General features: G+C 71.7%; 12 protein-coding genes. 10 read left to right on the forward strand and 2 right to left on the reverse strand.

Annotation, left to right across the window (positions count from 1 at the left end; genetic code table 11):
* From ABD268_RS16775 to ABD268_RS16790, 4 genes are all read left to right on the forward strand, one after another.
* Positions 1-1,266, forward strand: coding sequence for a cysteine desulfurase (locus ABD268_RS16775; protein WP_344154773.1), 1,266 nt, complete (start codon positions 1-3; stop codon positions 1,264-1,266).
* Positions 1,267-1,268: 2 nt separating this feature from the next.
* Positions 1,269-1,745 (forward strand): Fe-S cluster assembly sulfur transfer protein SufU, encoded by a 477-nt coding sequence (gene sufU / locus ABD268_RS16780; protein ID WP_344154776.1) that lies wholly within the window; start codon positions 1,269-1,271, stop codon positions 1,743-1,745.
* Positions 1,745-2,125 carry a metal-sulfur cluster assembly factor gene (locus ABD268_RS16785; protein WP_344154779.1) on the forward strand — a complete coding sequence of 127 codons (381 nt, stop codon included), beginning with the start codon at positions 1,745-1,747 and terminating at the stop codon, positions 2,123-2,125. Before sufU ends, ABD268_RS16785 begins: the two co-directional genes overlap by 1 nt.
* Before the next feature lie 185 nt (positions 2,126-2,310).
* On the forward strand, positions 2,311-2,928 hold the full coding sequence (locus ABD268_RS16790) for an acVLRF1 family peptidyl-tRNA hydrolase (protein ID WP_344154782.1): 618 nt from the start codon (positions 2,311-2,313) through the stop codon (positions 2,926-2,928).
* A gap of 1 nt (position 2,929) precedes the next feature.
* On the opposite strand, the gene ABD268_RS16795 is transcribed toward ABD268_RS16790, so the two are convergent.
* Complete coding sequence (locus ABD268_RS16795) at positions 2,930-4,351, reverse strand: amino acid permease (RefSeq protein ID WP_344154785.1); 1,422 nt, start codon at positions 4,349-4,351, stop codon at positions 2,930-2,932.
* A 128-nt stretch (positions 4,352-4,479) separates the two neighbouring features.
* On the opposite strand from ABD268_RS16795, the gene ABD268_RS16800 reads away from it, so the two are divergent.
* The 3 genes from ABD268_RS16800 to ABD268_RS16810 are packed head-to-tail and all read left to right on the forward strand — an operon-like array spanning position 4,480 to position 7,931.
* A complete protein-coding gene (locus tag ABD268_RS16800; RefSeq protein WP_344154788.1) occupies positions 4,480-5,427 on the forward strand; it encodes an ABC transporter ATP-binding protein in 948 nt (315 codons plus the stop codon).
* On the forward strand, positions 5,424-6,995 hold the full coding sequence (locus tag ABD268_RS16805; protein ID WP_344154790.1) for an ABC transporter permease: 1,572 nt from the start codon (positions 5,424-5,426) through the stop codon (positions 6,993-6,995). Before ABD268_RS16800 ends, ABD268_RS16805 begins: the two co-directional genes overlap by 4 nt.
* Positions 6,996-7,025: 30 nt before the next feature.
* Entirely contained in the window at positions 7,026-7,931 is a 906-nt protein-coding gene (locus ABD268_RS16810; protein ID WP_344154793.1) for a protein kinase family protein, read from the forward strand.
* A 13-nt stretch (positions 7,932-7,944) separates the two neighbouring features.
* On the opposite strand, the gene ypfJ is transcribed toward ABD268_RS16810, so the two are convergent.
* Positions 7,945-8,883: a KPN_02809 family neutral zinc metallopeptidase gene (gene ypfJ / locus ABD268_RS16815; RefSeq protein WP_344154796.1), complete on the reverse strand. Its 939-nt coding sequence runs from the start codon at positions 8,881-8,883 to the stop codon at positions 7,945-7,947.
* A gap of 56 nt (positions 8,884-8,939) precedes the next feature.
* Between ypfJ and ABD268_RS16820 the strand changes: the two genes are divergently transcribed.
* Genes ABD268_RS16820 through ABD268_RS16830 form a run of 3 tightly spaced genes read left to right on the forward strand, consistent with a single transcriptional unit; the run spans position 8,940 to position 13,263 of the window.
* Positions 8,940-10,538 carry an ABC-F family ATP-binding cassette domain-containing protein gene (locus ABD268_RS16820; RefSeq protein ID WP_344154799.1) on the forward strand — a complete coding sequence of 533 codons (1,599 nt, stop codon included), beginning with the start codon at positions 8,940-8,942 and terminating at the stop codon, positions 10,536-10,538.
* Positions 10,539-10,581: 43 nt separating this feature from the next.
* The gene (locus ABD268_RS16825; RefSeq protein ID WP_344154802.1) at positions 10,582-11,376 is read left to right on the forward strand and encodes an enoyl-CoA hydratase/isomerase family protein; all 795 of its coding nucleotides are present in this window, start codon (positions 10,582-10,584) and stop codon (positions 11,374-11,376) included.
* A gap of 18 nt (positions 11,377-11,394) precedes the next feature.
* Complete coding sequence (locus ABD268_RS16830) at positions 11,395-13,263, forward strand: ABC transporter ATP-binding protein (RefSeq protein WP_344155069.1); 1,869 nt, start codon at positions 11,395-11,397, stop codon at positions 13,261-13,263.
* Positions 13,264-13,269 lie beyond the last annotated feature (6 nt).

The following is a 13,269-nucleotide window of genomic DNA, read 5'->3' on the forward strand; positions in this document are numbered from 1 at the left end:
ATGAGCCAGCTCCCGGGCCTCCTGCCCGAGCTGGAGGTCATCCGCAAGGACTTCCCCATCCTCGAGCGCGTGCTCGCGGGTGGACACCGCCTGGTGTACCTCGACAGCGCCAACACCTCGCAGAAGCCGCAGGTGGTGATCGACACGATGGTCGACCACCTCGAGCGGCACAACGCGAACGTCGCGCGCGCCATGCACCAGCTCGGTGCCGAGGCGTCCGAGGCGTTCGAGAGCGCCCGGGACAAGGTGGCCGGCTTCATCAACGCCCCCAGCCGGGCCGAGGTGATCTTCACCAAGAACGCCTCGGAGGCGCTGAACCTGGCGGCCAACACGCTTGCGTGGGCGACCGGGGACCTCGCGATCGCTGCGGGCGACGAGGTCGTCATCACCGAGATGGAGCACCACTCCAACATCGTGCCGTGGCAGCTGCTCACCGAGCGCAAGGGCGCGACCCTGCGCTGGTTCGGGCTGACCGACGACGGCCGGCTCGACCTGTCGAACATCGACGAGCTGATCAACGAGCGCACCAAGGTCGTCTCGCTGACCTGGGTGTCCAACATGCTCGGCACCATCAACCCGGTCGCCGAGATCGCCAGGCGGGCCCACGAGGTGGGTGCGATCGTGGTCGTCGACGCCTCCCAGGCCGCGCCCCAGCTGCCCGTCGACGTCGTCGCCTCGGGTGCCGACCTGCTGGCCTTCACCGGTCACAAGGTCGTCGGGCCGACCGGCATCGGGGTGCTCTGGGGTCGCCGTGAGGTGCTCGACCAGCTGCCGCCGTTCCTCGGTGGTGGCGAGATGATCGAGACCGTCCGCATGGAGCGCTCGACGTACGCCCCGATCCCGCACAAGTTCGAGGCCGGAACCCCGCCGATCGTCGAGGCCGTGGGGCTCGGCGCCGCGGTGGACTACCTGAGCGCGGTCGGGATGGAGGCGGTCCACGCGCACGAGCAGGCCGTCACCGGCTACGCGCTGGAGGGCCTGGCCACGGTGCCCGGGCTGACCGTGCTCGGCCCGCTCGACGCCACCCGGCGCGGCGGCGCGATCTCCTTCGAGCTCGAGGGCGTGCACCCGCACGACGTGGCGCAGGTGCTGGACTCCCGCGGCATCGCCGTCCGGGCCGGCCACCACTGCGCCAAGCCCGCGCACGCGCGGTTCGGGGTGCAGAGCTCGACGCGGATGTCGTCGTACCTCTACACCACCCCGGCCGAGATCGACGCGCTCGTCGAGGGGCTGGAGTACACCCGTTCCTACTTCAAGGTGGGCTGAGAGTGACCAACCAGGACCTGGATGCGCTCTACCAGGAGATCATCCTCGACCACTACAAGAACCCGCACCACAAGGGCCTGCGCGAGCCGTTCGAGGCCGAGGTGCACCACGTCAACCCCACCTGCGGTGACGAGGTGACCCTGCGGGTCCACCTCGACGACGGCGTGGTCGGCGACGTGTCCTACGACTCGGTGGGCTGCTCGATCTCGCAGGCCTCCGCGTCGGTGATGACCGACCTGGTGATCGGCAAGCCGATCGACGAGGCTCTCGCCATCCACGAGGAGTTCCTGACCCTGATGCAGGGCCGGGGCACGGTCGAGCCCGACGAGGACGTGCTGGAGGACGGCATCGCCTTCGCCGGCGTCGCGAAGTTCCCGGCGCGCGTGAAGTGCGCACTACTGTCGTGGATGGCCTGGAAGGACGCCACGGCGTCGGCCGTCTCGGCGGCCGAGCCTGTCGACACCAAGGAGAGCAACTGATGACCGACCAGTCTGTGGACCACAGCGACCTGCCCGAGGTCCCCGAGGCCACGTCCGGCGGCGGCACCTCCACCGTGACCGTCGACGACGTCACCGAGGCCATGAAGGACGTCGTCGACCCCGAGCTGGGGATCAACGTCGTCGACCTCGGCCTCGTCTACGACGTGCACCTCGACGAGAGCTCCAACTGCGTCCTCGACATGACCCTGACGTCCGCGGCCTGCCCGCTGACCGACGTGATCCAGGACCAGACGAACTCCGCCCTGGAGGGCCTGGTCAACGACGTCGCGATCAACTGGGTCTGGATGCCGCCGTGGGGTCCGGACAAGATCACCGACGACGGCCGCGAGCAGCTGCGGGCCCTGGGCTTCAACGTCTGAGCCGCCACTGCGAGCTTGCTCGCAGTGGGGACGCGAAGAGGTCGAGCAAGCCCCGCGGCCGAGCTCGCGAGGCCGCGACGGGCGGGTCGAGACCTGAGCCCTGCGCCAAGGACGTTGCCGCGGCCCGGTCATGCCGCAGACCGACGCGACGACCGCGCGTACGCCTCGTCGGTTAGCGTCACCCCGTGCCCGTCGTCCTGGTCCCTGCCGCCCGCCTCGAGCGCTGGGCGCTGAACTTCAACGGCCGGCACGGGAGCACCGCGCTGGCCGTCGTCGACGGAGAGCTGACCGGGGCGGCGTCGGACGGCTCCACGTTCACCGCGCGGCTCCCGTTCGAGGAGAGGTACGCCGGCCTGCCGGACACCGCGGGCTTCGCGGCCGCGGCGCGCGAGCTGCCGGGCGACTGGGGGATCCTGCTGGTCCGCAAGGGCGGCTTCGCCGTGGCCCGGCTGGCGGGGGAGCGGATGCGGGAGTCGAAGACCGGCCAGCGGCACGTGCAGGGACGGACGAAGGCGGGCGGCCAGAGCCAGCAGCGCTTCGCCCGACGCCGCGACAACCAGGCCCGGCAGGCCTACGAGGCGGCCGCCGACCACGCGGCGCGGATCCTCGACGGGCTCACCGGACCGTTGGTCACCGGCGGTGACCACGCGGCGATCCGCGAGGTGCTCGCCGATCCTCGCCTGGGGCGGCTGACCGTGCTCGAGCACTGGCTGCCCGTCCCCGACCCGCGGCGGGACGTCCTCGAGAAGGCGGTCTCCGAGGCGTGCGCAGTGCGGGTCGAGGTGAGCAACGCCGACGGGTGACTCAGGAGCGGCTCGCCGGCTGCTCCGCCACCGCTTCGACCGGGTGCCGCTGCGGTGCCACGGAGCCACCCATCGCCCGGGTCACGACGTAGGCCACCAGTGCGACCACCCAGGAGCCGAGGCCCAGGAACAGCTGGGAGCGGGTGTCCGCGGTGGTGCCGAGCTGGACGAGGACGGCGAGGATCCCGCCGATCGTGAGGACCGTCAGGAACGGGAAGAGCCACATGCGCACCACGAGCTCCTCGTCGGGGGTGCGTCTCCTCAGCACCAGCTGGGAGAGCGCGATGAGCAGGTAGACGAAGAGGATGACCGCGCCCGAGGAGTTCAGCAGGAACAGGAACACGGTGTCGGGGGAGGTGTAGGCCGCGATGACGCTGAGGAAGCCGATGACGGTGGAGGCGAGGATCGCCCACACCGGGACACCCCGCCGGTTCACCCCGACCAGCTTCTTGGGCGCCTCCTTGCGCTCGGCCAGCACGAAGAGCATCCGGGAGGCGGTGTACAGCCCGGAGTTGAGGCACGACAGCACGGCCGTCAGGACCACGGCGTTCATCAGGTGGTCGGCGTACGGGATCCCCATCTGCGTGAACGCCGCGACGTACGGCGAGGCGCCCAGCTCGTTGTCGTTCCAGGGGACGATGCAGACCAGCAGGATCATCGACCCGACGAAGAACGTGGCCACGCGGAGGATGACCGACTGGGTCGCCTTCGCGATCGCGCGCTTCGGGTCCGAGGACTCGGCGGCCGCCACGGTGGCGATCTCGGCCCCGACCATCGAGAAGACGACCACCACGATGCTGGAGAAGATCGCGCCGAACCCGTGGGGCAGGAACCCGCCGTGGCTGGTCATGTTGCTGACGTCGAACGACTGGCCGGGCCACAGGCCGACGACGAAGAGCGTCCCGAGCGTGAGGAACGCGATGATGGCGAACACCTTGATGCCCGCGAACCAGTACTCGAACTCGCCGTAGGAGCCGACCGAGAACAGGTTGGTCGCGGTCATCAGCACCATCAGGACGAGGGAGAGGACCCAGAGCGGGGCGTCGACCCAGAACGTGAGGATCTTGGCGCCGGCGACGGCCTCGAAGCCGACCACGATGACCCAGAAGTACCAGTACAGCCACGCGACCGAGAAGCCCGCCCAGCCGCCGAGCGCGCTCCGCGCGTAGTCGGCGAACGAGCCGGTCGAGGGATTCGCGGTGGCCATCTCGCCTAGCATCCGCATCACCAGCACGATCAGCACGCCGGTGACCAGGTAGCTGAGGAAGGCGCCCGGACCGGTCTCGTTGATCACGACGCCGGAGCCGACGAACAGGCCGGCCCCGATCACGCCGCCGATCGCGATCATCGTCAGGTGCCGTTGCTTGAGCCCCTTCCGGAGCCCGTTCTCCACGGAGTCGGGTGTGGGGGACGTCTGCGCCATGGGTACCTCGCTCGGGGGTCGGGTTGCCGGGGCGGCCTTGCCGGGGCTCCTACCCCCTGCGGCCGCGCCTGACACCCCCTCGCGTGATCTGCGTCTCATCGGTGCGCCGGGTCGGTAGCGTGACCGGTGTGGCGCACCCGATCGAGATCAGAGGCCTGGTCAAGACCTTCGGCAAGCTGCGCGCCCTCGACGGGCTGGACCTGACGGCGCGCAGCGGCGAGATCCACGGCTTCCTCGGCCCCAACGGCGCCGGCAAGTCCACCACGATCCGGGTCCTGCTCGGGCTGTTGCGCAAGGACGCCGGCGAGGTCCGGCTCCTCGGCGGCGACCCGTGGCACGACGCCGCGGAGCTCCACCGGCGGCTCGCCTACGTGCCGGGCGACGTGAACCTGTGGCCGACCCTCACCGGCGGCGAGGCGATCGACCTGATCGGTCGGCTGCGCGGTGGGCTCGACGAGCGGCGGCGTGCCGAGCTCGTGGAGCGCTTCGAGCTGGACCCGACCAAGAAGGGCCGCAGCTACTCCAAGGGCAACCGGCAGAAGGTCGCCCTGGTCGCCGCGCTGGCCTCCGACGTCGAGCTGCTGCTGCTCGACGAGCCGACCTCGGGGCTGGACCCGATCATGGAGACCGTCTTCGAGTCCTACGTCGACGACTTCCGCGACCGGGGCGGCACGGTGCTGCTGTCGAGCCACATCCTCGCCGAGGTCGAGCGGCTCTGCGACCGGGTGAGCATCATCCGGTCCGGCCAGTGCGTCGAGACCGGGACCCTCGCCGAGCTCCGCCACCTCACCCGTACGTCGATCTCCGCCGACCTGGCCGCGCCCCCGGACGCACTGCGCAGCCTGCCGGGCGTGCACGACCTGCAGATCGACGGCAACCGGGCGCGGTTCGAGGTCGAGCCGAGCGGGCTGGACGCGGCGCTGGACACGCTCCAGGCCGTCGGCGTGCTCTCCCTGACCAGCCAGCCCCCGACGCTGGAGGACCTGTTCCTGCGCCACTACGGCGCCCGGCTGGAGCCCCACGACCACACCGGGGTCCCGGACCGCGACGCCCCCCGGGACCGGACCGGGTCATGACCGGCACCTGGCTGCTGCTGCGCACGTTCCTGCGCCGGGACCGCTGGCAGTTCCTGTGGTGGTCCCTGGGTGGTGCCCTGCTCTACTGGAGCCAGGCGTACAGCGTCGACGGCCTCTACACGACCCAGGCCGAGTTCGACCGCGCGGCCGCCACCATGGAGGGCAACCTGGCTTTCATCGCCATGATCGGCCCGGCCCGTGCCCTGAACACCATCGGCGGCCAGGTGACCTGGCAGGCGACGGCCTTCGGCGCGATCGTCGCCGGCCTGATGAGCATGTTCCTCGTCGGGAGGCACACCCGGGCCGAGGAGGAGTCCGGCCGCGACGAGCTGGTCCGCGCGCAGGCGGTCGGCCGGCTGGCGCCGATGACGGCCGCGCTGCTCAACGCCCTGGTCGCCAACGTCGTGTTCGGCGCCCTGGTCGCGATCAGCCTGGTGGCGTACCCGCTGGCCGCCGCAGACTCGATCTCGCTGGGCATCGGGGTCACCGTGTGCGGGTGGCTCTTCACGGGCACCGCGCTAGTGGCCGCCCAGATGACGGTGAGCACCCGCGGCATGTACGGGCTGGCCGGAGCCTTCATCGGCGTGGCGTACGCGCTGCGCGCCGTCGGCGACGTCGGTACCCCGTTCCTGAGCTGGCTGTCGCCGATCGGGTGGTACCAGGCGATGCACGCCTTCTCCGGGCTTCGCTGGTGGCCGGTCCTGTTGCTCCTCGCCGGGGCCCTGGTCGCGGTCGCCACGGCGTACGCCGTGTTCGGACGCCGCGACTTCGCCTCCGGCGTGCTCGCGGACCGGCCTGGGCCGGAGCGCGCCGGGCCCGCGCTGCGCGGGTCGCTGGGCCTGGCCTGGCGCCTGCAGCGCGGCTCGGTCGTCGGCTGGACGGCGGGACTCCTGCTGGGTGGGCTCATGTTCGGGTCGTTCGGCGACGACATCAGTGACGTGGTGGGCGACTCGGAGCTCTCCCGGTCGATGTTCCTGCAGGGGATGCAGGACCTGGTCGACGGCTTCTACGCCGCCTCGATCGTGATGCTGGCGCTGGTCGCGGCCGGGTTCGCCATCTCCTCGGCGCTGCGTCCACGCACCGAGGAGAACGAGGGCCGGATCGAGTCGTTGCTCGCGACCGCCGTACCCCGTCGCGACTGGCTGCTCGGCCACGTGGCCGTCACCGTGGCCGGGACCCTCGCCGTCCTGGTCGCCACCGGGGTCGGCCTCGGCGTCGGGTACGCGCTGGTGGCCGGGGACTCCGGTGCCCTGGACAGGTTCCTGCTCCCGGTGCTGCCGTACGCCGCGCCGGTGCTGGTGCTCTCCGGCTTCGCCCGGCTCCTGGTCGGCGCCGCGCCCCGGTGGGCGTCGCTGGCGTGGTTGCCGCTGGTGCTGGCCAGCGTGGTGATGCTCTTCGGCGACCTGCTGAAGCTGCCACAGTGGCTGCAGGACCTCTCGCCGTTCGAGCACCTCGCGCTGGTCCCGGCCGAGCCGTTCCGTTGGGCGCCGTTCCTGACCCTGGCGGCGCTCGCGCTCGTCCTCAGCCTGGCTGGACAGGTCGCCTTTTCACGCCGCGACCTCCACTGATTCCGGCCGGGCCGGTGTCACTATGACGCCATGTGGCAGCCCGAGCCCGGGTGGCACCCGATGCCCGGCGGCACCGGCCCGTCGACCCTCGGGGTCTGGCGAGCGGTCCTCGGCGACCAGGCGGTCGTCGTCAAGCGTCTCGTCGCGCCCCGGGCGCACGACCCCGCCGAGCTGAGCGACCCGCGGCACCCGGCGTACTGGCGGCGGGCCGCCGACGTGGCCCTCTCCGGCATCGTCGACGGCACCCCCGGCCTGCGGGCCCCGCTCACCGCCGTGGACGAGGACGCCGACGGGATCACGCTGACCCAGCAGTGGGTCGAGGACGCCGCGAACAGCGGCCTGTTCGCGGCGCACGCGCTCGGCCGGTTCGCGGGCGCCCTCCTGGACGCCAAGCCCTGGCTGGCACGCCACCAGCTGCGGGCCCGGCTCCGGCGGGTGGAGCCTCGCGGCGGCTGGCCCACGCTCGCGCGCACGACCGTCGCGGACGTGGCCGACCACCTCTGGCAGCAGCGGGAGGGCTGGCTGGCCGCGGTGGAGATGCTGCCCCAGGTGCCGCAGCACGGCGACCCGGTGCCCGCGAACCTGCCCGGCCGGGAGGGCGACGAGATCGTCGCCATCGACTGGGCCACGCTCGGGCACGGCGCGGTGGGGGCGGACCTGGGCTACTACCTGCTCTCGGCCCGGGAGGAGTTCGAGCCGCTGCTGGACGCCTACCTGATGGGCCTGCCGGACGGCCTTGCGACCAGCGAGGACGTGGCGCTCGGCGCGCGCGTGACCGCTGTCTACACGGCGCTCAGCCGCGCCGAGTGGGCGCTGTCCCGGGTGGCCGGGGGAGAGGGCGCCCTGGCCGGCAAGTACCGCCACCCGGCGGTCGCCCTGCACCTGCGCGCGCTGCAGCGCCAGTTCCCGCAGATCGAGGCGCTGCTCGACGGGTGAGCCGGGCGCCGGGTCAGAGGCTGGTGGCGCTGAACGTGTCGCAGGCGTCCAGCGAGCCCTGCGTGAAGCCGGTCCGGAACCACGTCACCCGCTGGGCGGCCGAGCCGTGCGTCCACTGCTCGGGGTTGACCCGGCCGCCGCTCTGCTCCTGGATGCGGTCGTCACCCACCGCGGTGGCCGCGTCGATGGCCTGCCGGATGTCGGCGTCGGTCAACGACTCGAAGAGCGGCTGACCGGTGGCGTCGTCGGTGGTGGTGGCGCTCTTGGCCCACATCCCCGCGTAGCAGTCGGCCTGGAGCTCGAGCCGGACCGAGTCGCTCGTCGGCCCCTGCTGGGTCTTCACCCTCCCCATGGTGCCGAGGAGGTTCTGGATGTGGTGGCCGTACTCGTGCGCGATCACGTAGGGCTCCACGAACGCACCGCCCGGACCGTTCAGCTGTCCCTGCAGCACGGCCTCGAAGAAGGTGGTGTCGAGGTAGATCGTCTTGTCGACGGGGCAGTAGAACGGGCCCACGTCGGAGGTGGCCCGGCCGCATCCGGTGCCGATCGCGTCGGTGAAGGTCTCGACCTGCTTCTCGGGCCGGAAGCCCGTGCTCGACTGGTCGGGCAGCGTCGCGGACCAGTAGTCGTAGAGGGAGTTCTCCACCGCGACCCGGGCGCAGTCGGCGCTGTCGTTGGCGTCGGCACCGGTCCGGCAGTCGGCGTACCGGCCGGTGTCGCCCATCCGGCTGCTGTCGATCCCGCCCCCACCGCCCGGCGACGAAGCGCCGCCGTCGTTCAGGCACTGGGTGAGGACGAGGAACAGCACGACGATGATCACGCCACCGATCCCGCCGCCGGCCTTCATGCCGCCCGGGATGGGGATGGCTCCTCCGCCTCCCGCACCTCTGCGGCCGCGCCCGGCGTCGCCCATCCGGCTGGTGTCGAGACGGGCCTTGGGGTTGAAGCGCATGCAGGAACCTCCGGGTTCGTGGGTGGCGGCACGCCGCGCCTAGACTAGCCAGCCTCATGATCACCGCTCACCAGCTCGAAGTCCGTGCCGGCGCGCGGCTCCTCATGGAGAACGTCAGCTTCCGGGTCGCCGCCGGCGACAAGGTCGGGCTGGTGGGCCGCAACGGCGCCGGCAAGACCACCCTCACCAAGATCCTCGCGGGCGAGGCCCTGCCCGCCTCCGGGTCGGTGCAGGCCACCGGCGACGTCGGCTACCTGCCCCAGGACCCCCGGATCGGCGACCCCGAGGTGCTGGCCCGCGACCGGATCCTGTCCGCGCGTGGCCTCGACGACGTCGTACGCCGCCTGCGCGAGGCCGAGGCGGAGATGGGCAGCTCCGACCCCGACGTGGCCGAGCGCGCGATGAAGCGCTACTCCCGCGCCGACGCCGAGCTGCACGCCGGGGGTGGGTACGCCGCCGAGTCGGAGGCCGCCCAGATCGCCAGCAGCCTCGGCATCGAGGACCGGATCCTCACCCAGCAGCTCAAGACCCTCTCCGGCGGCCAGCGCCGCCGGGTCGAGCTCGCGCGCATCCTGTTCTCGGGCGCCGAGACGCTCCTGCTCGACGAGCCCACCAACCACCTCGACGCCGACTCCATCGTCTGGTTGCGGGAGTTCCTCAAGGCCCACAAGGGCGGGTTGATCGTGATCAGCCACGACAACGACCTGCTCGAGACCACGGTGAACAAGGTGCTGCACCTCGACGCGAACCGCGGTCAGATCGATGTGTACAACATGGGCTGGAAGGCCTACCTCAGCCAGCGGGAGACCGACGAGCGGCGTCGCAAGCGCGAGCGCGCGAACGCGGAGTCCAAGGCCAAGACCCTCACCGACCAGGCCAACAAGATGCGGGCCAAGGCCAGCAAGGCCAGCGCCGCCCAGTCGATGCTGAAGCGGGCCGAGAAGATGATGGCCGGCGTCGAGGGCGAGCGTCGGGCCGACAAGGTCGCCCGGATCAAGTTCCCGGCCCCGGCAGCGTGCGGCAAGACGCCCATCACCGCCCGGGAGCTCTCGAAGTCCTACGGCTCCCTCGAGGTCTTCACGGACGTCGACCTGGCCGTCGACAAGGGGTCGCGCGTGGTGATCCTGGGCCTCAACGGGGCCGGCAAGACGACGATGCTGCGGATCCTGGCGGGGGTCGACCAGCCCGACACCGGCGAGGTCCTGCCCGGCCACGGCCTCAAGCTGGGCTACTACGCCCAGGAGCACGAGACCCTCGACACCGGCCGCACCGTCCTGGAGAACATGCAGGGCGCGGCCCCGCAGCTGACCGACAGCGAGGCTCGCAGCGTCCTGGGGTCCTTCCTCTTCTCCGGGGACGACGCGCACAAGCCCGCGGCCGTGCTCTCCGGTGGCGAGAAGACCCGGCTCGCGCTGGCGAGCCTGGTCGTCTCCAGCGCCAACGTGCTGCTGCTCGACGAGCCCACCAACAACCTCGACCCGGCCTCGCGGGAGGAGGTGCTGGCGGCGATCCGCACGTACGAGGGCGCGATCATCCTGGTCACCCACGACGAGGGCGCCGTGCGCGCGCTCGAGCCGGACCGGGTGCTGCTGCTGCCCGACGGCGACGAGGACCTGTGGACCGAGGACTACCTCGACCTGGTCTCGCTGGCCTGAGGCGACGGGGTGGCCTGTCGGTGAGCACACCTAGACTCCGGCCATGACCCCGGAATCGCTGGCTACCGCCGGTCTGCTGCTCGAGCAGACCGGTCCGGTCGCCACCATCACGCTCGACCGGCCGCAGGTCCGCAACGCCCAGACCCCCGCCATGTGGCGGGCACTGGCGGAGCTTGGCGCCGGGCTGCCCGAGGAGACCCGGGTGGTCGTCGTCCGGGGCGCGGGGCACAGCTTCTCGGCAGGCCTGGACCGCAGCATGCTGGACCCGGCCGGGGCGCCCGAGGGCGTCGAGACCGTGGCCGACCTGCTGACCATGGGCGACGAGCAGATGTCGGCGACGATCGACGAGTACCAGCAGGGCTTCACCTTCCTGCGCGACCCGCGCTTCATCTCGATCGCGGCGGTGCAGGGGTACGCCGTCGGCGCGGGCTTCCAGCTCGCCCTCGCGTGCGACCTGCGCGTGGTCGCCGACGACGCGCAGCTCTGCATGAAGGAGTCGGCGCTCGGGCTGGTGCCGGACCTGACGGGAACAAAGCCGCTGGTCGAGAGCGTTGGCTACGCCAGGGCGCTCGAGATCTGCGTGACGGCGCGGATGGTCGGGGCAGCCGAGGCGGTCGACATCGGCCTGGCCCTGGCCGCGGTCCCCGCCGACGAGCTCGACGCCAGCGTCGCGGACCTCGTCGGTGCCCTGACCGCGCCGATGCCCGGGGCGGTCACCGAGACCAAGGCGCTGCTCCTCGGGGCGGCCCAGCGAGACCTCGACGAGCAGCGGCGCCTGGAGCGGGAAGCCCAGGTCCGCCGGTTCCGGGAGGTGGCCCGCCTGATGACGGGTCAGTGAGGAGAGCACGTGTCAGGGATGCATGGGAACGGCGCCGCGTGGCGCCACCTGCGGTCGGACCGCAGCGTCGTCAAGAACCGCATCGAGCGCGGCACCGTACGCCGTGTCTTCGGCTTCGCGCGCCCGCACCGTCGGCTGATCGCCGCCTTCCTCACCCTGACCGTCGTCGACGCCGGCCTGGTGGTGGTCAACCCGCTGCTGGTGCAGCGGATCATCGACGACGGGATCCTCGGCAACGACCGAGGCCTCGTCACGATCCTGGCCCTGGCGATGGCGGGCGTCGCCCTGGTCAGCGCGCTGCTCACCGTGGGGGAGGGGTGGTTCTCCTCGCGGATCGGTGAGGGCCTGATCTTCGACCTCCGCACTCGCGTCTTCGGCCACGTGCAGCGCCAGTCGCTGGCGTTCTTCACCCGCACGCAGACCGGCGCGCTCGTCTCCCGGCTCAACAACGACGTGATCGGCGCCCAGCGCGCGTTCACCTCCACCCTGTCGAGCACCGTCGCCAACAGCATCTCCGTGGTCGTGGTCGGCATCGCCATGTTCGCGCTCAGCTGGCAGGTCACCCTGCTCTGCCTGGCGCTGTTCCCGGTGCTCTTCCTGGTCTCCCGGCTCGTGAGCGCCCGGCTGGCGGGGCTCACCCGCGACCAGATGGACGGCAACGCCGACCTCGGCAACGCGATGACCGAGCGCTTCAACGTCGGCGGCGCGATGCTGCTCAAGCTCTTCGGACGGCGCTCGGAGGAGGACGACGTCTTCGCGACCAAGGCCGCGAAGGTCCGCGACCTCGGCATCCGGATCTCCCTGATCACCCGCATCTTCGCCGCCTCGATGATGGCGGTCCCCGCCCTGGCCACGGCGCTGGTCTACGGGGTCGGGGGCCAGCTGGCCGTCAGCGACGCCCTCACCGTCGGCACGCTCACCGCGCTGGCGACCCTGCTGCTGCGCCTGCTGGGCCCGCTGCAGGGGCTGTCCAACGTCCGCATCGACGTGATGACGGCGCTGGTCAGCTTCGAGCGGGTCTTCGAGGTCCTCGACCTGCCCTCGCTGATCCAGGAGAAGCCCGACGCGGTGGCGCTGGAGCCCGGCGCCGCGCGGCTCGAGTTCGACCACGTCGCCTTCAGCTACCCCCGCGCCGACGCGATCTCGCTGGCCTCGCTGGAGGTCGTCGCCCGCCAGGACTCCCGCGACACCGGCCAGGTGCTCTCCGACATCGGGTTCGTCGCCGAACCCGGCCAGATGGTCGCCCTCGTCGGCCCCTCCGGGGCCGGCAAGACCACGGTCACCCACCTCGTCGCGCGGCTGTACGACGTCGAGTCGGGAGCGGTCCGGGTGGGCGGCCACGACGTCCGCGACGTCACGCTGCAGTCCCTGGAGGACGCGGTCGGCTACGTGACCCAGGACGCCCACATGTTCCACGACACCATCCGCGCCAACCTGCTCTACGCCCGCCCGGAGGCGAGCGACGAGGAGGTGTGGGCCGCCCTCGAGTCCGCCCAGATCGCCACGCTCGTGCGCGCCCTGCCCGACGGCCTGGACACGGTCGTGGGCGACCGCGGCTACCGGCTCTCCGGCGGGGAGCGGCAACGGCTCGCGATCGCGCGGCTGCTGCTCAAGGCGCCGGCGATCGTGGTCCTCGACGAGGCCACCGCCCACCTCGACAGCGAGTCGGAGGCCGCGGTCCAGCGCGCCCTCGACGCGGCCCTCGAGGGGCGCACCTCCCTCGTGATCGCGCACCGGCTCTCCACGGTCCGCAACGCCGACACGATCCTGGTGCTCGACGGCGGCCGGATCGTCCAGGCGGGCACCCATTCCTCGCTGCTGGCCCAGGGTGGCCTCTACGCCGACCTCTACCGGACCCAGTTCATCGAGGACGTGCCGGTCGCGTGATCTCCC

Origin of the sequence: Nocardioides koreensis (genome assembly GCF_039531775.1) — a bacterium.
In the GTDB taxonomy this organism is placed as follows: domain Bacteria; phylum Actinomycetota; class Actinomycetes; order Propionibacteriales; family Nocardioidaceae; genus Nocardioides; species Nocardioides koreensis.